Below are 18,578 nucleotides of genomic sequence, written 5' to 3'. Positions count from 1 at the left end.
CCACCGGCAGGTGAGTCTGTGGTAACGGTCAGGTGGATGCGGGTGCCTTAGGGAGGAACAGCGATCGGGCCAACTGAGGGCTGATCTTGCTGTGATAGATCTCGATCGCTTCCTGGTCGCTGGTGCTCGCCCCTATATCGGCACGGCCAAGCAGCCGTTGCTCGCGGGTTTTCAGGTGAGCGGCGGTATAGAGCTGGGCGCCATCCTTGAGCTGGGCGTAGTGAAAGTGGGCGTACCACAGCACGCGGGCGGTGGTGGCCTCACGCACTTCGTATTCCTGCAGATAATCCCGGCGCGGCCCTTTGAGTCGACGTCGGTCTCCCACGCGCACGATGTCGACTTCACCTTTGCTGTGTAACCACTCGACGCGTGCGGCGGTAGGCGGTTGTCGTTTGGTCATCTCAAGCCGCAGGCGATGGCCTTCGGCATAGAGCCGGGTGGTTTGTGTGGCCAGTTGGATCAATACCGGTCGTGCGTCGCTCGTATGATCCTGCGTGGAGTTGCTTTGGATGAGCGCTGTGTTGATCGCCTTGGCGGCGTCTTCAAGGCGGGAGGCCTGCTGGTGGAACGCTTCCTCTATTTCCACCGGGAGCTGCCATAGCTGTTTTGAGTCAGCTTCGGTACGTTGAGTAAAGGCGGGCAGAGTATCCAGCAGCGATTTTCCTGCCGTTATCAGTGTCCCCGGATCAGGCAGGCGCGCTCTGGGGGCTTGCGGTTTCGTCTTCAGCCGCTCGACCCAGACCCCTGGGGTCTTTTCGTGGAAGGTGGCGATCACCTTGCCGGTCACCGGCGCGGTGACATCCACGAGGACCGGGCGGTCGGGCGCGGTTTTGCGGGTATGGCCGATCACGGTGCCTTTGAAGCGCGTCTTGATGACTCTCTTGTTTGACGCCGATGAGGTGCGTGACGGGCCCGGTGTAGGCTCCAGGAGTCGCTGCTCGCGCAGCAGGTCCGCCAGATGCCCGACGGTCTGCTGATTGAACTCGTCAACGCGGCCCTGTAGTCGCTCAAGTTGTTCTTTGACAATCTGCTCCGGGTACGTACCGGCGAAGCTCTGCAGGCGCTGTTCGATAGCGGCGAACTGGTCGACCAGGTCGTTCAAGCCCTCAATCCGGTCACTCGTGCTCAGCACCAGCTCATCACGTATCAACTCCATCGCACTATTCACCGTCAGATCGGCATCTTCGACAATCTGCTCGATGGAAGCTTTGGCTGCGGACAGTTCGGGCGTTTCGCCAGGTTTGAGGCACAACTCTCGGGCAAGGGTGACCTGAAGGGACTTGAGGTCCTGGAGGTCGAATTTTGGTAGTTTTGCTTGAAACTCAAGGGACAACTGCTCCGCAGTTCTACCCAGGCGCGTCAATTCCTGGAAACGGGACTGAGCGAACTCAACCTTTTGAATAACGCCCTGGGTCAGGTCTGACATGGTTTCAAACGTGCCGGCGGGAGGAGGGGGGCCGCTGTTTTCTTCGGCATCGAGATGTTTCAGGGTCAGCTGCAGGGCTTCGGTGAATGCCAGGGACTTCTCGTCGATCCAGGTTTGGTTGAAAAACAGCTGAGTTCTGAGCATTTCGATCATTCCGTCACGATAGTTAGGCACTTCCTCGAGCAGACTGAGCGATTTGACTTTCTCGATCGTGGTTTCATATTCGTCGCTGCGTGCCTCAAGCTTTTCGAGAAATGTTTGTCGAGCGGCATCGATTGCGTCTGCGGGGGCAGCTTTCATGGCGTTGTAGGCGTCGGTAATAACTTTCAGTTTGGACAGCATCTGCGCATCGAAGACGGCCAGATAAGTCTTGATGGTGGCAATTTTCGTTGCGTTCTCTTTTTGTATTGCCATTAGCTTGCTTTTCTTGCCACCACCACGCAGTCGCAGCCTGATATCAATGAACCATTCACCTGTGGAGTTGTTGATCAACAATGGTCCGTTGATGGGCGGTTCCTTGCGGGTATCAATGATCTGAACGAGTCCATCGTCGTTCACGAAGACCTCGAACCATCGTTCGCCAACCGGGGCATAGCATTTGGACTGATGTTCATAGAGGTGCTTGTGCAAGCCTTCGGTACTGGCCGCCCCGAGTCCTTGCGGTTTGGGGATTTTGTACCGGTCCAGGGTTGCCCCCAGCCCTTGGCTGCTGCTGTTGAGTACGGTTGTGGGATGAAGTGAGGTCTGGTGTTCGGCTGGTAGATAATCGGCAGCAACATCAGGCAGCTGTATGCTGTCCGGGGTCTGGACCGGAGGGCCTTTCTCCGTGCTGACAATGATGGGTGTTTCGGTCTGCGGTAGGCGGTCTCTCGCGGGTTGGCGTCGGGCGGTCGCTTGATGTGCCAGCACCATGCCCAGGGTCAGGAACAAGTCGGTCAGGGCGGACCATTGTGCCGTCGTATCCTGGTTTTCCCGGGCGTCGATGCCCTCTTGCAGGTCGTCCAGAATCTGCCAGATCCACGCAGCTGTGCCAGCTGTGCGACCGAGAAACGGCAACACGGCGCTGAATATCATCCAGGCGTGTTGTTTGAAGCTGGCCCAGCGGCTTTCGGCATTGGACACCGAGTCTCGCTCACCCTTCATGACCATCGCGTTGGCGTTGGCCTTGAACAGAGTCGCCAGGCGGTCGTGTTCGATCACTCTCTGCCCGAACAACACCGGTCCGCTCATCTGCAAGGAAATGGTTGGGTCGACCAGCAGTTGTGACAAGGTCCAGACCGAAGGCAATTCCCCCGGGAAGACATACTGCGAATAGTTGAACCGAACGTTGTCCGGCAACCATGCCAGGATAGATGCCCGTAGCTCTTTGGAGTGATTGATCGCATACAGCAGGTTGGCGGCCGCGGGGTACTGCGCCAACGGTTGCTCAAGCAGTGGGCGATAGAGGATGCAAGGCCCCTTGTCCATGTCCCTCGGCCCGATCACATACATGTTGGTGACTTCGTCAGGGGTCTTGCTGTCCCGCTGGCTGGGGATGAACGCCAATGGGCGAATGACGATCTCTTGCCCGTCCACCCACCGATCGGTATTCGGCACATTCATCGCCGCCACTATGTAGCGATAGCCCCGCTCGTCGATGCCATGTTCGCCAAGAATCTTGCTTTGCAACGCTTGCAGCGCCAGCTGGATGCGCAGGTTACTGGCGTATAGGCGTTGACGGCGCAGCGATTCCAGCGGGTCATCCAGTAGCTTGCCCTTGACCCATGCCGGGTAGGTCGCACCGATATCGACGACGCTGATGGCCGTCTTTAGATAGGCGGGTGTCATCCAGTCCGGCACCGCTGTGCCGTCTTTGTACTGAACCGACTGGTTACCCAGCGGGAGGGCGATGAGGTTTTCGAGCGCCAGTTCGGCAAGGTCCAGGCGTTTGGTCTCGCTCATGCCGGGGGCTGTGAATACTCCCCACACCACTTGACTGACAATAACGATCTCGACGTTCTCAAGCTTCATGTGGGCAACGTCACTGTGGCTTTTGAGCATGTGGGCTCGAAGTGCATCCAGTGCGAATGTCTTGATCGGAGCAATATCGTCGTCGAAGGATTTCCCACTGTTACGCAGTTGTAGCATCGCCAGGTCGAACAGGTGTCGACTGTAGCAACCCAGATCGAATGGCGAAGCGTCCTTCAGCCATTCGGGGATCAGACGCTGCACCTTTTCGAAGTGCGAAACCTGATCGGCTTGAGTCGTACCGCCCACCTCTGCTGCGGGACGGGGGGTGGTGGTGATCACCGGTCTGCTGACTCGTTGTGACTCCAGATCGGCAATGGCATCAGCCTGGAGAGCAATCAGTGCGATGGCCTGATGATCAAAAAAATTCCCGGAGGGTTCGAACAGGCGCCATTGAAGCGTGGCCTCGGGAGGCAGTTTTTCAACATACTCCGGCAAGACCTCGCCCAGCTTTTCCAACGATTCATACGCCAGAAAGCCTGTTGCGATGGAGTGGGTCAGAACGATCGTGCGTGTCCCGACGGTGCCGATCACGACTGTCAAATCCGTACGATTAAGGTGGCTGGACACTGTGCCTTCGAGCCGGTCGAAGTCGATCAGGCAGACCCGAATCTTGTAGGTGTCGTGGGGGCTACGTAAGGTCGCATCGGGATAGGTGAAGACATTGTGTGCAATGGCCAGTTGGTGCACATCCCAGCCCTCAACCTTTTTTACATTCCAGACCTGGCGCAATGACTGCGACAACTCCTGCCAACGCAGGGTCGTGCCGCGGGTGGGTTGGTCCCAGTATTCGAGTTGTTGTTCCTGGTAAGCCACCAACAGGAGGGGGGACAGCTTATTGATCAGGCGCCCTATCGCATCGATCTTGACCGGAAGGTGGATGGGCGTGATCGCGTTGGGATTCAGGCTCAGGAAGTGTTCACCGTCGAGGTAGATCACTGACTCGCCTGAGCCGGTGTGCCGCAGCAGCGCGTCCGTCAGTGATTCGAATCTCAATGGCCCGGGCTGGACCGTCCCGGCGATGATTCTCCAGCTCGGTGTGACGACCATCGCCATTCCGGGATTGATTTCCAATTGTGGATACAGCTGTTTCAGATCGTCTTGAAGAATACGGGTGGCCACCTCCCTGATCGAGGGGACGATGACCAGTTGGGTGAGCAGATCACTTGGGTTGCTGGATTCCGGATCGGCTTCGACAGCATTCGTTTCGGTAGAGGCCATGTGCATTCCTTTCTGAGGGACTGGGACGTGCGCGCAAACGCGCCGGTCAGGTTCGGAAAGTAGCGGGGTGCGGGATCGGTCGGGCGGTACATAAATATTGAGGTAAAAAAAGACCCGCACGGGGCGGGTCTTCAATGGCGCGTAAACGATGGGTTGTTCAGGTCCCGGACTTTATCTTGGTCCAGGCCCGGGTCCGCGCACGTTCGGCGTCACGGGGCAGCGGTTGCAGGGTGTAGAGCGTGCTCATCGCCGCTTCGGTCGGGTACAGGTTCGGGTTGTGACGGATCGCCGGGTCGACCAGTTCGGTGGCGTCCTTGTTCGGGTTTGGGTAACCGACAAAATCGCTGACCGGCGCGATGACTTTCGGTTGCAGCAGGTAGTTCATGAAGGTGTAGGCGTCTTCCGGATCTTTCGCACCTTTGGGGATCGCGAGCATGTCGAACCAGATCGGCGCGCCTTCTTTCGGCAGACGCATGTCGACGATCACCCCGTTCTTGGCTTCCTTGGCGCGGTTCGCGGCCTGGGAGAAGCTGCCGGAGTAACCGACGGCGACACAGATGTCCCCGTTGGCGATATCGGCCATGTACTTGGACGAGTGGAAATAGGTGATGTACGGGCGAATCTTCATCAGCAACGCTTCAGCCTTGTCGTAGTCCGCAGGCTTTTTGCTGTTGGGGTCCAGGCCCAGGTGTTGCAGGGCCAGCGGCAGGATCTCCGACGGCGAGTCGAGCAGGGCCACACCGCACTGCTTGAGCTTGCTGATGTTCTCTTCCTTGAAGATCAGGTCCCAGCTGTCCACCGGTGCATTGGTGCCCAGCGCGGCCTTGACCTTGTCCGGGTTGAAGCCGATCAGGATGGTGCCGTACATGTACGGCACGGCGAACTTGTTGCCCGGATCGTTGGCTTCGATCAGCTTCATCAGCTTGGGATCGAGGTGGTTCCAGTTCGGCAGCTTGCTGCGGTCCAGCGGCTGGAACACCCCGGCTTCGATCTGCTTGGCGAGGAACACGTTGGACGGCACCACCACGTCGTAACCGGAGTTGCCGGTGAGCAGTTTGGCCTCCAGCGCTTCGTTGGTGTCGAAGATGTCGTAGACCAGTTTGACCTTGGTGTTCTCGGCCTTGAAGTCTTCAAGGGCCTTGGGGGTGATGTAGTCGAACCAGTTGTAGACTCGCAATGTGCGCTCTTCGGCGTGTACGGCGCCGCTGAGGACCGTGGCGCAGAGCACTGTGGTGAAGAGTGCCGGCGCGATAAAACGCTTGAGTTGATTCATTGTTCTAATTCCTCATTGGGCGCTTTTGAAACCTTCGAGAACGTTTACGGCATTGATGCCGATTTCTTCCACCGCGTAGCCGCCTTCCATCACAAACAGGGTTGGCTTGCCGAGGGCACCGATGCGTTCGCCCATCGCCAGGTAATCCGGACTGTCGAGCTTGAACTGGGAAATCGGATCGTCCTTGAAGGTGTCCACGCCCAGGGACACGACCACGATGTCGGCGCCGTAGTTTTCGATTTCTTTGCAGGCCTGTTCCAGTGCGGCGCTCCAGCTGTCCCAGCCAGAACCTGCAGGCAACGGGTAGTTGAAGTTGAAACCAACACCGGCACCTTCGCCGCGCTCGTCTTCGTAGCCGAGGAAGAACGGAAATTCGGCTTCCGGGTGGCCGTGGATCGAGGCGAACAGCACGTCGCTGCGCTGATAGAAAATCGATTGGGTGCCGTTGCCGTGGTGGTAGTCGACATCGAGGATCGCGACTTTCTGGTGACCCTGATCGAGGAATGCCTGGGCGGCGATGGCCGCGTTGTTGAGGTAGCAATAACCGCCCATCAAATCGCTGGCGGCGTGATGTCCCGGTGGACGGCACAGGGCAAACGCACTGCGTGCGCCGCGCTGGATCTCGGCCTGGGCGGTCAGCGCCACTTGTGCTGCGCTATACGCTGCCTGCCAGGTGCCGACGGTGATCGGTGCACCGCCGTCGAAGCTGTAGTAGCCGAGCTGACCATGCAGACTTTTCGGGATGACCGTGCGCAGGGTGCGCGCCGGCCAGGTGTAGGGCAGCAAGTCGCCGTCACGCTCGAACTCGGTCCAGCGCTGCCAGGCACCTTTGAAGAACGTCAGGTAGTCGTCGCTGTGAATGCGCTGGATCGGCCCCAGACCAAAATTCTGCGGCGCTTCCACCGGCCCCAGGTCACGGGATTGAACGCGTGCCAGAACGTGGTCGGCCCGCGAGGGCATTTCGAAGCAGGGCATCAGTTGCCCGTCCATCAACTCGCAGCGTCCGTGGTGCAGGTGGTGATCGTCCGAGTAGATCGTCAGCATTTTCTTGTTCTCCGCAGGCTGATTCGGTTGAACACAGTCTTGCGGCGTGCGCGGATTCAGAGAACGGCAGGAGCGGCCAAAAGGGGATAGATATGGCCAAAAGGTTTGACCGAAATTCGCCCCTTATTGGCACGAGGATGCGCCAGCTCAGGGCATGGAATGCTGAGCTGTCTGCGAGGCTTTGGGTGTTCTTGAGGACGCCATCGCGAGCAAGCTCGCTCCCACATTGAGCTTCAGTGAACACGGCATTTGTATACGATAGTAATCCCTGTGGGAGCGAGCTTGCTCGCGATGACGGCAGCCCGGAAACCGCAGTACTCAAGGGCGGAACTGACTCGGCGCCACGCCGCTCCAGCGCACGAAAGCATGGCGAAAACTCGCGGTCTCGCTGAACCCCAGCGCCTCGGCGATCTGGTAAATCGGCAGTTGATCCTCATAGAGCATTTGTTTGGCCTGCTCGAATCGTAGTTCGTCGATCAACTCCTGATAACTGCAGCCAAGATCCTTGAGGTGCCGACGTAACGTCCGCGCTGAACAATTCATCTGCTCGGCCAGCCCTTCGAGCCCTGGTGCGGAGTTCAATTGTGCACTGAGCAGTTGGCGAATCCGCCCCAGCCACGCCTGGCGGCCGGTGAACTCGGTATTCTGCTTACGACAACGTTCGGCCATGGCTTGATGGGTGATGGTGTCGGCTAGCGGCAACGGTTGGTCGAGCCACTGTTTGTCAAAAGCGAAGGCGTTATCGGTGCAACCGAAATGCAGCGGGCAATCAAAGTGCGTCGCATAGCTGGCCTGATAATCCGGTGCCGAATGTTCGAAACGAGCGCCGAGCAGAGGCAGTGGATGGCCGAGCAGGTCGTCGCAGATGACTTTCAGCGAGACCAGGCAGAACTCGGCGTTGAACACTGCCATCGCCGGGCTCTCCCGGTAATCGGCGGCAACAAACCAGATACGCTCGCCGTCGTCCTCAAGGCTCAACTCGAAAAGTGTTCCCAACAGCGCCGGATACCGCATCGCCAACCGCAAAGCGTCACCGAAGGTGGCACTGGTGAGCAGCGCATAACCGAGTAAGCCGTAGGACGAAACGTGCATGCTCCGACCCAGTTCCAGGCCGATATCACGCTTGAGCGCGACCGCGTTGGCGCAAACCTGCATTTCCTGGTTGGTGGTGATCCGCGTGTCCGCCCGGCTCAAATCCGCCACGCTGATGCCGCTGCCAGCCAGCAGCGCTTCACTTGAAAGCCCATCGGCCTTGAAGGCATTGAGCACCAGGGAGACGGCGTTGAGGGTGGTGAGGTGGGAGTGGAGCATGGGCGGTTCCAGCTTGGGAGTGCCGGAAAGGGGAGCAAGTTGTATGCCCAATGACGATCTGGTGGGAGCGAGCTTGCTCGCGATAGCGGTTGATCATTCAACATCAATGTCGACTGGCCCACCGTCATCGCGAGCAAGCTCGCTCCCACAGGGTTTGTGGTGTGTCAGCTCAGTTCGCCGCACAGATCGAGCTCTACAAGTCGTCGAACCTCTGCCGTATCCAGATCCGCGCCCAACAACGCATGCAATTTGCCGAACGCGGCCTCACGGGTCATGCCGCCCCCGGACAACACACCCACGCCGCGCAAGCGACTGCCCGCCTCGTAGACGTCCAGCTCAACCCCGCCTTCATGGCACTGGGTGATCGCTACCACCACAACGCCTTTGTCCCGCGCGCGCGCAAGGCTGGCGAGAAACTCAGGGTTGTCACTCGGTCCGGTGCCGCTGCCGAAGCATTCCAGCACCAGACCCTGAATGCCGCTATTGAGCATGCCGTCGAGTTGCTCGGCGCCGATGCCGGGGAACAACGGCAGCACACCGACTTTAGCCAGTTGCTTGCTCTGACGGTACTCAAGCGCAGCCGGCAGAGCAGGCGCCTTGACGCCGCCGCCCTGGCGTTGCAGACGAGCAAACGGATGTCGGCCGAAGCTGCGAATTTTCGCGCAACGGGTCGGGTCCAGCAGCTCGCCGTGGAAGTACAACTGCACGCCCGGCGCCAGGCCCTGACCCAAGGCGACCAGCGCACCACCGAGGTTTTCCCAGGCATCGCTGTCGGGCACGCCGGCTGGCAGCATGGAACCGGTAAACAGCACCCGCGCGTGCAGGCCGAGCAATTGAAAACTCATGGCCGCAGCGCTGTAAGCGAGAGTGTCGGTGCCGTGCAGGATCAGCACGCTGTCGCAGCCGTCGACATCGACCGCTTCGATGACCGCGTCACGCAGGCGCTGCCAGTAGGCCGGGGTCATGTTGGCGCTGTCGATCAGCGGGGTCATTTCGCGGAAGCGCCAGTTCGGCACCACCAGCTCAGGCTGGCTATGCAGATAGTCGCGCATCCGCGCCTCGAAACCGGACGCCGGGGCCAGGCCGTTGGCGCTGGCTTGCATGCCAATGGTGCCACCGGTGTAGAGCACCATGACGTGCTGCGCAGCGGGATAGGTTGAGGAATTCATGGAGGTTCTCCGAAAACGATGACTTCTTGTGGGAGCGGGCTTGCTCGCGAAAGGAGCGCCGCGGTCTTAAGCTCGAACCAAAACGGCAGCCTCAACAAGCTGCCACAACATACGACCGAGCATGACGCCGGTCGCACGCTGTGTCACGTCGGGCGCAGGGGATGCGCCCGGTTTTAACCGATCAGCGTTGCGCTGCGGTCACGCCTTGCGGCTCGGCTTCGGCCTTTGGAGCGGCGGCTGGCGGGTTGGCTGGCCAGGCGTTGAGGTCCAGGTCCAGGTCCGGGAATTTGCTTGAATCGAACACTGGCGTCTTGATGCCGGCAGCACGCTGGTCATCGTAGTCACGCAGGATGCGCATGCCGACCTTGAACAACAGGAACAGCGCGATCAGGTTGACGAACGCGAGCATGGTCATGGTGATGTCGGCAAATGCGAACACCGTGCCGAGGTTCTCGATAGCGCCCCAGAAGATCAGCACCAGTACCAGTGCGCGATAGCCCATCAGCGCTTTACGGTTGTCACCGATCAAGAAGCGCAGGTTGCTTTCGCCGAGGTAGTAGTTGTAGAGGATCGAGGTGAACACGAACAACGCCAGCGCGACGCTGATGAACATCCGGCCCCAATCGCCGACGACCGCTGCCAGGGAGTTCTGGGTCAGGGCGATGCCGTCACCTTCGAAGCCCGGAGTGTAGAAACCCGACAACAGAATCAGCAACGCGGTGCAGGTGCAGATCACGAAAGTGTCGAGGAACACGCTGAACGCCTGAACCACACCTTGTGCCACCGGGTGCTCGACCGAGGCCACAGCGGCCACGTTCGGTGCGCTGCCCAGGCCGGCTTCGTTGGCGAACACGCCACGCTTCACGCCCATGATGATGGCGCTGCCGATCAGGCCGCCGAAGGCCTGGTCCAGACCGAAGGCGCTTTTGACGATGGTCATCAGCATGCCCGGTACGTGATCGAATTGCAGCACGATCACATAGAGGGTCACGGCGATGTAGACCAGCGTCTTGACCGGCACCAGCAGGTCAGCGATGGCCGCAATGCGCTTGATCCCGCCGACGAACACCAGACCCAGCAGCACCGCCAGGCCGAGGCCGGTGTAGGTGGTGTCGAGGCCGAAGGCGTTGTTCAGCGAGTGAGTCACGGCATGGGCTTGCAGGCCGTTGAAGGCGAAGCCGAAAGTGATCAGCAGCAGGAATGCCATGATCATCCCCAACCAGCGTTTCTGCAGGCCGTGCTGGATGTAATAGGACGGGCCGCCACGGAACTGGCCTTCGGAGTCGCAGCGCTTGTAGAGCTGGCCGAGAGAGCATTCGAAGAAGCTGCTGGACATGCCGACCAGTGCCGTCACCCACATCCAGAACACCGCGCCTGGACCGCCAAGGGTCACGGCGATGCCGACACCGGCGATGTTGCCTGCGCCGACGCGGCCGGCGAGGCTGAGCATCAGGGCCTGGAAGGAGCTGAGTTGACCGGCGCTGCTGCGCAGGCTGTCGCGGAAGACCGAGAACATGTGGAAGAAGTGACGCAACTGAACGAAACGCGAGCGGATCGTGAAGTAGCTACCGAGCCCGACAATGAGCACGATCAGTACTTTCCCTGAGAGGAAGTCGTTAATGACTTCGAGCATGGAGTATTCCTCGCTGTTTTTTGTGTAGGCAAATGCTGGGCGGTCGACACATCGCGTTACACCAGTCTGTGCACGGCACAACGGGTGGGGCGAAGTTCGTCCCGGTTCCATATTGCGGGTTTGTTATTAGTTCGGGTTTCGCATGGGTTTGGGTCTCGTTACCGACGACCGCTCACGCGAAGAGGGGCGGCACTATACCTATCAGTGCGGCGCCCGTCTGCACGGTTGTGGTGCGAACGATGAAACGAGTCCTTGAAACACCTGACTTTTTCGAGTCAGGCTCATGTGGGAGCGAGCTTGCTCGCGATGCCGGCACCGCAGTTTTTCGGGAAAACCGCGTCATCGTTCATCGCGAGCAAGCTCGCTCCCACAGGTTCTGCGTTGTTGCAAACAAGTTAAAAAAAAGGGCCTGGAGAATAATCTCCAAGCCCTCAAAAGGTGAGAGGTGTCTAGTCCCTCGACCTGGTGAGCAATAACTACAGCGTTAGGCTTTCAGTGGCACCAGACGCGGAGCAATCATGTTTTCCGGGCGCAGGATGTCGGCGAGCATGGCGTCGTCGAGCAGGCCTTCTTCGCGCACCAGTTCCAGCACGCCACGGCCGCTTTCAAGGGCGATACGGGCGATGCGGGTAGCGTTTTCATAGCCGATGTACGGGTTCAGCGCAGTGACCAGACCAATCGAGTGCTCGACCAGTTCGCGGCAGCGGGCTTCGTTGGCGGTGATGCCGACGATGCAGTGCTCGCGCAGCATGTCCATGGCGCGTTGCAGCAGGCGGATCGAGTCGAAGATCTTGAACGCGATCAGCGGCTCCATCACGTTCAGTTGCAACTGGCCGCCTTCGGCCGCGATGGTCAGGGCCAGGTCGTTACCGATGATCTGGAAGGCCACCTGGTTAACGGCTTCCGGAATAACCGGGTTGACCTTGCCTGGCATGATCGAGCTGCCTGGCTGACGCGCTGGCAGGTTGATTTCGTTGATGCCGGTGCGCGGGCCGCTGGACAGCAGACGCAGGTCGTTGCAGATCTTCGACAGCTTGACGGCGGTGCGCTTGAGCATGCCGGAGAACAACACGAAGGCGCCCATGTCGGAAGTGGCTTCGATCAGGTCGGCGGCCGGTACCAGCGGTTGACCGCTGATCAGTGCCAGACGCTCAACGGCCAGGTGCTGGTAACGCGGGTCGGCGTTGATGCCGGTGCCGATTGCGGTGCCGCCCAGGTTGACTTCGGTCAGCAGCTCGGGAGCCAGGGTTTTCAGGCGTGCCAGGTCTTCGCTCAGGGTGGTGGCGAAGGCGCGGAATTCCTGGCCAAGGGTCATCGGCACGGCGTCTTGCAGCTGGGTACGACCCATCTTCAGAACGTGGCTGAATTCTTCACCTTTGGCCGCGAACGACTGGATCAGGCTGTCGAGGCTGGCGAGCAGGGCGTCGTGACCCAACAGCAGACCCAGACGGATAGCCGTCGGGTAGGCGTCGTTGGTCGACTGCGCCATGTTCACGTCGTTGTTCGGGTGCAGGTACTGGTATTCGCCCTTGCTGTGGCCCATGGCCTCCAGCGCGATATTGGCGATGACTTCGTTGGCATTCATGTTGGTTGAGGTGCCAGCGCCGCCTTGAATCATGTCCACCACGAACTCTTCGTGGAAATCGCCGCGGATCAGACGGGCACAGGCTTCGCTGATGGCAGCGTGCTTGACTTCGCTCAGGTGACCCAGCTCGCGGTTGGCGTCAGCGGCGGCCTGTTTGACCATCGCCAGACCGACAACCAGCTTCGGGTAATGCGAAATCGGAACGCCGGAGAGACGGAAGTTGTTCACCGCTCGCAGGGTCTGGATGCCGTAATACGCTTGAGCCGGTACTTCGAGTACGCCAAGCAGGTCTTTTTCGGTGCGGAATGATGCAGCGGAGGACATGATAGAAATCATCTCGATATGGACCCGGTCTGTGCCGGAACGCTGCGAATGCTAGGCTTGTGGAGAATTTTGGGCCAATGCTGTTAAGCACTGCCCTATGCACATTCGGCATAATGCCCGTGTGACGCCGTGTTTACGGCGAGCGTGTGACCTAAATTGGTGCGTGTCCGGGAGGACGTGATGAATCTGGAAAGCAAATGGCTCGAGGACTTTAGTGCCCTGGCCGCCACCCGTAGCTTCTCGCAGGCTGCCGAACGGCGCTTCGTGACTCAGCCGGCGTTCAGCCGGCGGATCCGCAGCCTGGAAGCCGCGCTGGGGCTGACCCTGGTCAATCGCTCGCGCACGCCCATCGAATTGACGGCGGCGGGGCAGTTGTTCCTGGTGACGGCACGCACGGTCGTCGAGCAACTCGGCGAAGTGCTGCGGCATTTGCATCACCTCGAAGGCGGGCAGGGCGAAGTGATGCAAGTCGCGGCGGCTCACTCCCTGGCCCTGGGTTTCTTCCCGCGCTGGATCGCGCAGCTGCGCAACGAAGGGTTGAACATTGCCACGCGGCTGGTAGCGACCAACGTCGGCGACGCTGTGCACGCTCTGCGCGAAGGCGGTTGCGATTTGATGCTGGCGTTCTATGATCCGGACGCCGCCATGCAAATGGACCCGGAGATTTTCCCGTCACTGCATCTGGGCGATACCGAAATGCTTCCGGTCTGCGCGGCCGATGCCGACGGTAAACCGCTATTTGACCTCGAAGGCGAGGCGAGCGTGCCGCTGCTGGCCTACAGCGCCGGTGCGTTTCTCGGCCGTTCGGTGAACATGTTGCTGCGCCAGCGTGCGCTGCGTTTCACCACCATTTATGAAACCGCCATGGCCGACAGCCTGAAAAGCATGGCGCTGGAAGGGTTGGGTATCGCCTGGGTGCCGCAATTGAGTGTGCGCGCCGAACTGGCGCGCGGTGAGCTGGTAGTCTGCGGCGGCCCGCAATGGCACGTACCGTTGGAGATTCGCCTGTACCGCTGCGCACTGGTGCGCAAGGCGAATGTGCGGTTGCTCTGGCGCAAGCTGGAAGGCGGGGCGGCGCAGGGCTCCACCGTCTCTGGAACACAATGAAGCACCCTGTGGGAGCGAGCTTGCTCGCGATGACTGACTAACATTCAACATCAATATTGAATGCCCTGACGCTATCGCGAGCAAGCTCGCTCCCACAGGGGATTTGCGGTGTGTTTTGGCTGACCTTAAAGTCAATAAAACCGGCACTTTGCGCCGTATGACAGATGGTCGCGCGGGGGGCTGTTTATCTGCTTCATTGAGGTATACTGCGCGGCCTTCGGCCGGTTTGACTGGCCATATTTCGTACAATCAAGCCACGCATTTTGCGTGGCTTGTTGTTTTTTGACGCGCCTGCGGGCGCCCAGAGAGAAGAGGCACGACGATGAGCGCACTGGTTGGCGTGATCATGGGCTCCAAGTCCGATTGGTCCACCCTTAGCCACACCGCCGATATGCTGGAAAAGCTCGGCATCCCTTACGAGGTGAAAGTGGTTTCTGCCCACCGCACCCCGGACCTGCTGTTCCAGTACGCCGAAGAGGCCGAGGCCCGTGGCATCGAGGTGATCATCGCCGGTGCCGGTGGCGCGGCCCACTTGCCAGGCATGTGTGCGGCCAAGACCCACCTGCCGGTGCTGGGCGTGCCAGTGCAGTCGTCGATGCTTTCGGGCGTCGATTCGCTGTTGTCGATCGTGCAGATGCCAGCGGGTATTCCGGTTGCCACCCTGGCCATCGGCAAGGCGGGCGCGATCAACGCCGCGCTGCTTTCGGCGAGTATCCTGGGCGCCAAGCACCCGCAGTTTCACGCGGTGCTGAAAACCTTCCGTGCTGAGCAGACAGACAGCGTCCTGGACAATCCAGACCCACGCATCGCCTGAGGTTGTTGACGATGAAGATCGGTGTAATCGGTGGCGGCCAGTTGGGTCGCATGTTGGCCCTGGCAGGTACGCCGCTGGGAATGAACTTCGCTTTTCTGGACCCCGCGCCGGATGCCTGCGCAGCCGCGCTGGGTGAACACCTGCGGGCCGACTACGGCGATCAGGACCACCTGCGTCAGTTGGCCGATGAAGTCGACCTAGTGACCTTCGAATTCGAAAGCGTCCCGGCCGAAACCGTGGCCTTCCTGTCGCAATTCGTCCCGGTTTACCCGAGTGCCGAAGCGCTGCGCATTGCCCGCGATCGCTGGTTCGAAAAGAGCCTGTTCAAGGACCTGGGCATTCCGACTCCGGCCTTCGCCGATATTCAGTCGCAAGCCGATCTTGAAGCTGCGGTAGCCACCATCGGCCTGCCCGCCGTGCTGAAAACCCGCACGTTGGGTTACGACGGCAAGGGCCAGAAAGTCCTGCGCACGCCGGCCGATGTGGTCGGCACGTTCGCCGAGCTGGGCAGCGTAGCCTGCTTGCTGGAAGGCTTCGTGTCGTTCACCGGTGAAGTTTCGCTGATCGCCGTGCGCGCTCGCGATGGCGAAACGAAGTTCTACCCATTGGTCCACAACACCCACGACAGCGGCATTCTCAAACTGTCCGTGGCCAGCACCGACCACCCGCTGCAAGCCTTGGCCGAGGATTACTCCAGCCGCGTGCTCAAGCAGCTGGACTACGTCGGCGTGATGGCGTTCGAGTTCTTCGAAGTCGACGGTGGCCTCAAGGCCAACGAAATCGCCCCGCGCGTACACAACTCCGGCCACTGGACCACCGAAGGCGCCGAGTGCAGCCAGTTCGAAAACCACCTGCGCGCCGTTGCCGGCCTGCCGCTGGGTTCGACCGCCAAGGTCGGCGAGAGCGCGATGCTCAACTTCATCGGCGTTGTACCGCCGGTGGAGAAGGTCATTGCTATCGCTGATTGCCATCTGCACCACTACGGGAAGGCGTTCAAGGTCGGCCGCAAGGTCGGTCACGTCAACCTGCGTTGCGCCGACAAGGCCACGCTTGCGCAGCAGATTCTCAAGGTCGAAGCGCTGATCGCCGAATAGTTTCATCTGGCAGCGACGGAACCTTCGGTCGCCGCCGATCTCTGATGGCAGGATGCCAAAGTCTGACTAGGCTTTGGCATATCCAGTCCAGTTCATTCAGAGGGAAACGGCATGCACATTATTGGAACCATCTTCATCGGATTGATCGTTGGCCTGCTGGCTCGTTTCCTGAAGCCGGGTGACGACAGCATGGGCTGGATCATGACCATCCTGCTCGGCATCGGCGGTTCGCTGGCGGCCACGTACGGCGGCCAGGCGCTGGGTATCTATCAGGCTGGCCAAGGTGCGGGCTTCATCGGTGCACTGGTGGGCGCGATCATCCTGTTGGTGATCTACGGTTTCATTAGAAAGAGCTGATTCAAACGACAAAGCCCTCTCTGCTCTGCGTGCGGGGAGGGCTAGAATGCTCGACGACTTACTGACTTCCCTTTTGCCGAGCATCTTCATGCGCCGTCTTCTGTTGACTCTCCTATTGCTGGGCTCAGGCCTGGCCCATGCCGGCGAACTGCCGGAAACCGACTGGCTCGAACTGATGCCCAAGTCGGACCAGAAGGCCCTCGAGGCCATGCCTGAAATCGACCACAACTCGCCCGAAGCCAACGGCACCTTTACCGACAAGGGTGGCCTGAAGCAGAGCAAGGGCTTGCCGGCGGTGATGTATTCGACCAAAACCGTGGCGTCGATGAACGACAAGAACATCCGTATCGGTGGTTATCCCGTGCCGTTGGAAACCGATGGCAAGGGTCGCAGCACGCTATTCTTCCTGGTGCCTTACCCAGGTGCCTGCATCCACGTGCCACCGCCGCCGCCTAACCAGTTGGTGTTGGTGCGTTATCCGAAGGGGTTGAAGCTGGACGATATCTACACACCGCTGTGGGTCACCGGCACGCTGAAGATCGAGAAGGTCAACAATGACCTGGCCGATGCGGCCTATGCGCTGGATGCGGAGAAAGTGCGGGTGGTCAAAGAGTCGGATTTGTAACGCGCCAGCTGGCTTGGCACTGATCAAATGTGGGAGCGAGCTTGCTCGCGATGGCGGTGTAACAGTCAACATAGATGTTGGATGTTATGGCCTCATCGCGAGCAAGCTCGCTCCCACATTTGTTTATGGTGTTGCTTAAAGCGGCTTGCTTCCGATACTCACGCCCAGCGTATGACTCGCCCCCGGCGCCAGGGTCACGATGTCATCCATCACGTTGGCCGTTTCGATGCACAGCATGCGCTGCCAGCCATCGTCGGCCATGTCACTGAACTGCGCCGCGCGCGCAATCCACGGGTTCCAGATCACCGCCGAGCGCGAGCCGCTGCTGGTCAGTTCGATCCGCCGTTCCCAGGCAGGATCGACGATGCTCAATGGCGCCGGTGTATTCAGGTAAATCCGGTCGGTTTCCCCGGCAAAACGCAGATCGCCGGTCTGAGTGACGGTTTTCCAGTTATCCAGGGTTTCGATGTAGCTCAGCCCATCCAGGCCTTCGACATGCACGTTACGTACATCGCTGACCGCGAAGTAGCTGTGCAGCGCCTGGCTGATGCTCACGCTGTCGGCACCGCGATTATTGCTGGTCAGGTTGATGTGCAGTTGCTCATCGAGACGAATGCTCAGCGTCAAATCGACCTGATGCGGCCAGCCCGGCAGACCAGCTTCAGGGTATGGCAGTACAAATTCGACCTTCAGGCTTTCGCCTTCGGCTTCAATCGCGCCCAGTTCCCAGTCCATCGCCCGCACCAGCCCATGGGCGGTAGCGGGTTGATCGCTGACGCGCATCGCCTGAACGCTCGGCGGGTTGCGGTCGAGATTGCCAAACCATGGCCAGCACACGGGAACACCTGCGCGGATGCTCTTGCCGGTTTTGAATACCGCCTCATCGTTGAGCCAGATCAGCGGCGGTTGCCCGGCCAGTTGATAACTGAGGATGTGCGCACCTTGCTGGGCCACCAGCAATTCGGCCTGACCGTGGCGGATGCGCCAGCAGTTCAGTTCATCCAGTTTCACGGCTTCAACGTTGGGAGTAGGCATGTTGCACATCTCGCTCAGGATCAATGACAGCAATGGACCGCAAAACGGCTGCCGGGTTTAACGAGCTCTAGGCGGAACCGAGCGGGTGCGGCCGCTGCCATCGATGGCGACGAACACGAACACCGCTTCAGTGACTTTACGCCATTCGCTGGACAGTGGATCGTCGCTCCAGACCTCGACCATCATCTTGATCGAGCTACGACCGATTTCTGTTGCCTGGGTATAGAAAGACAGCTGCGCGCCGACCGCGACCGGCACCAGGAACGCCATGCGATCGATCGCCACGGTGGCTACGCGCCCGCCCGCGACTTTGCTGGCCATCGCCGTGCCGGCCAAATCCATCTGTGACACCAGCCAGCCGCCGAAAATATCGCCAAAGCCGTTGGTTTCGCGGGGAAGCGCGGTGATTTGCAGGGCCAGATCGCCTTGCGGAATAGGATCTTCTTGTTCGAGCTCTATCATGCCGGGGGTGCCTCTGACCCGTGACTCTCTTTGGTACTTCAGGTGAATAGCCGTCTTGAGAAAAACGATTCAGCCCGAACATACTACGTTC

Annotated in this window: 14 protein-coding genes; 5 read left to right on the top strand and 9 right to left on the bottom strand. The window is 59.8% G+C overall.

The features are described 5' to 3' along the window. Positions 1-28: 28 nt before the first annotated feature. The 7 genes from BK659_RS23365 to BK659_RS23335 form a co-directional block, all read right to left on the bottom strand. Positions 29-4,654: a coiled-coil domain-containing protein gene (locus tag BK659_RS23365; RefSeq protein WP_123427486.1), complete on the bottom strand. Its 4,626-nt coding sequence runs from the start codon at positions 4,652-4,654 to the stop codon at positions 29-31. Between the two features lie 157 nt (positions 4,655-4,811). Next, entirely contained in the window at positions 4,812-5,927 is a 1,116-nt protein-coding gene (locus tag BK659_RS23360) for a polyamine ABC transporter substrate-binding protein (RefSeq protein ID WP_123427484.1), read from the bottom strand. Positions 5,928-5,939: 12 nt separating this feature from the next. Then, the gene (locus tag BK659_RS23355; protein ID WP_123427482.1) at positions 5,940-6,971 is read right to left on the bottom strand and encodes a histone deacetylase family protein; all 1,032 of its coding nucleotides are present in this window, start codon (positions 6,969-6,971) and stop codon (positions 5,940-5,942) included. A 318-nt stretch (positions 6,972-7,289) separates the two neighbouring features. After that, entirely contained in the window at positions 7,290-8,282 is a 993-nt protein-coding gene (locus tag BK659_RS23350; protein WP_123427480.1) for an AraC family transcriptional regulator, read from the bottom strand. Between the two features lie 164 nt (positions 8,283-8,446). After that, positions 8,447-9,451: an asparaginase gene (locus tag BK659_RS23345; protein WP_123427478.1), complete on the bottom strand. Its 1,005-nt coding sequence runs from the start codon at positions 9,449-9,451 to the stop codon at positions 8,447-8,449. 181 nt (positions 9,452-9,632) lie between these two features. Continuing rightward, on the bottom strand, positions 9,633-11,084 hold the full coding sequence (locus BK659_RS23340; RefSeq protein WP_123427476.1) for an alanine/glycine:cation symporter family protein: 1,452 nt from the start codon (positions 11,082-11,084) through the stop codon (positions 9,633-9,635). Between the two features lie 484 nt (positions 11,085-11,568). Further along, positions 11,569-12,993, bottom strand: a complete 1,425-nt coding sequence (locus tag BK659_RS23335; protein ID WP_071552724.1) for an aspartate ammonia-lyase — start codon at positions 12,991-12,993, stop codon at positions 11,569-11,571. 180 nt (positions 12,994-13,173) lie between these two features. On the opposite strand from BK659_RS23335, the gene BK659_RS23330 reads away from it, so the two are divergent. The 5 genes from BK659_RS23330 to BK659_RS23305 all read left to right on the top strand — a co-directional run bounded on the left by BK659_RS23330 (position 13,174) and on the right by BK659_RS23305 (position 16,990). Then, on the top strand, positions 13,174-14,100 hold the full coding sequence (locus BK659_RS23330) for a LysR substrate-binding domain-containing protein (protein WP_123427475.1): 927 nt from the start codon (positions 13,174-13,176) through the stop codon (positions 14,098-14,100). A 322-nt stretch (positions 14,101-14,422) separates the two neighbouring features. Continuing rightward, a complete protein-coding gene (purE, locus tag BK659_RS23320; protein ID WP_019694319.1) occupies positions 14,423-14,914 on the top strand; it encodes a 5-(carboxyamino)imidazole ribonucleotide mutase in 492 nt (163 codons plus the stop codon). 11 nt (positions 14,915-14,925) lie between these two features. Further along, positions 14,926-16,008 (top strand): 5-(carboxyamino)imidazole ribonucleotide synthase, encoded by a 1,083-nt coding sequence (locus BK659_RS23315; protein WP_123427472.1) that lies wholly within the window; start codon positions 14,926-14,928, stop codon positions 16,006-16,008. A 111-nt stretch (positions 16,009-16,119) separates the two neighbouring features. Then, positions 16,120-16,365 carry a GlsB/YeaQ/YmgE family stress response membrane protein gene (locus BK659_RS23310; RefSeq protein WP_123427470.1) on the top strand — a complete coding sequence of 82 codons (246 nt, stop codon included), beginning with the start codon at positions 16,120-16,122 and terminating at the stop codon, positions 16,363-16,365. 88 nt (positions 16,366-16,453) lie between these two features. Next, positions 16,454-16,990 carry a DUF3299 domain-containing protein gene (locus BK659_RS23305; protein ID WP_123427514.1) on the top strand — a complete coding sequence of 179 codons (537 nt, stop codon included), beginning with the start codon at positions 16,454-16,456 and terminating at the stop codon, positions 16,988-16,990. A 135-nt stretch (positions 16,991-17,125) separates the two neighbouring features. Here BK659_RS23305 and BK659_RS23300 read toward each other — a convergent pair whose 3' ends face one another. After that, complete coding sequence (locus tag BK659_RS23300; RefSeq protein WP_123427512.1) at positions 17,126-18,025, bottom strand: D-hexose-6-phosphate mutarotase; 900 nt, start codon at positions 18,023-18,025, stop codon at positions 17,126-17,128. Between the two features lie 57 nt (positions 18,026-18,082). Further along, positions 18,083-18,487: an acyl-CoA thioesterase gene (locus tag BK659_RS23295; RefSeq protein ID WP_019694314.1), complete on the bottom strand. Its 405-nt coding sequence runs from the start codon at positions 18,485-18,487 to the stop codon at positions 18,083-18,085. Positions 18,488-18,578: the final 91 nt, after the last annotated feature.

This window comes from Pseudomonas brassicacearum (assembly GCF_003732225.1).
Lineage (GTDB): Bacteria > Pseudomonadota > Gammaproteobacteria > Pseudomonadales > Pseudomonadaceae > Aquipseudomonas > Aquipseudomonas brassicacearum_E.
Note: the sequence above shows the minus strand (reverse complement) of the source record. Positions and strands in the feature narration are given on the sequence as shown.

What these genes read in the sequence shown, in the direction of transcription:
- BK659_RS23355 (WP_123427482.1), bottom strand. Translation starts at nt 6,971, where the DNA reads ATGCTGACGATCTACTCGGACGATCACCACCTGCACCACGGACGCTGC.
- BK659_RS23350 (WP_123427480.1), bottom strand. Translation starts at nt 8,282, where the DNA reads ATGCTCCACTCCCACCTCACCACCCTCAACGCCGTCTCCCTGGTGCTC.
- BK659_RS23315 (WP_123427472.1), top strand. Translation starts at nt 14,926, where the DNA reads ATGAAGATCGGTGTAATCGGTGGCGGCCAGTTGGGTCGCATGTTGGCC.
- BK659_RS23345 (WP_123427478.1), bottom strand. Translation starts at nt 9,451, where the DNA reads ATGAATTCCTCAACCTATCCCGCTGCGCAGCACGTCATGGTGCTCTAC.
- BK659_RS23365 (WP_123427486.1), bottom strand. Translation starts at nt 4,654, where the DNA reads ATGGCCTCTACCGAAACGAATGCTGTCGAAGCCGATCCGGAATCCAGC.
- BK659_RS23295 (WP_019694314.1), bottom strand. Translation starts at nt 18,487, where the DNA reads ATGATAGAGCTCGAACAAGAAGATCCTATTCCGCAAGGCGATCTGGCC.
- BK659_RS23300 (WP_123427512.1), bottom strand. Translation starts at nt 18,025, where the DNA reads ATGCCTACTCCCAACGTTGAAGCCGTGAAACTGGATGAACTGAACTGC.
- purE (WP_019694319.1), top strand. Translation starts at nt 14,423, where the DNA reads ATGAGCGCACTGGTTGGCGTGATCATGGGCTCCAAGTCCGATTGGTCC.
- BK659_RS23340 (WP_123427476.1), bottom strand. Translation starts at nt 11,084, where the DNA reads ATGCTCGAAGTCATTAACGACTTCCTCTCAGGGAAAGTACTGATCGTG.
- BK659_RS23330 (WP_123427475.1), top strand. Translation starts at nt 13,174, where the DNA reads ATGAATCTGGAAAGCAAATGGCTCGAGGACTTTAGTGCCCTGGCCGCC.
- BK659_RS23360 (WP_123427484.1), bottom strand. Translation starts at nt 5,927, where the DNA reads ATGAATCAACTCAAGCGTTTTATCGCGCCGGCACTCTTCACCACAGTG.
- BK659_RS23305 (WP_123427514.1), top strand. Translation starts at nt 16,454, where the DNA reads ATGCGCCGTCTTCTGTTGACTCTCCTATTGCTGGGCTCAGGCCTGGCC.
- BK659_RS23335 (WP_071552724.1), bottom strand. Translation starts at nt 12,993, where the DNA reads ATGTCCTCCGCTGCATCATTCCGCACCGAAAAAGACCTGCTTGGCGTA.
- BK659_RS23310 (WP_123427470.1), top strand. Translation starts at nt 16,120, where the DNA reads ATGCACATTATTGGAACCATCTTCATCGGATTGATCGTTGGCCTGCTG.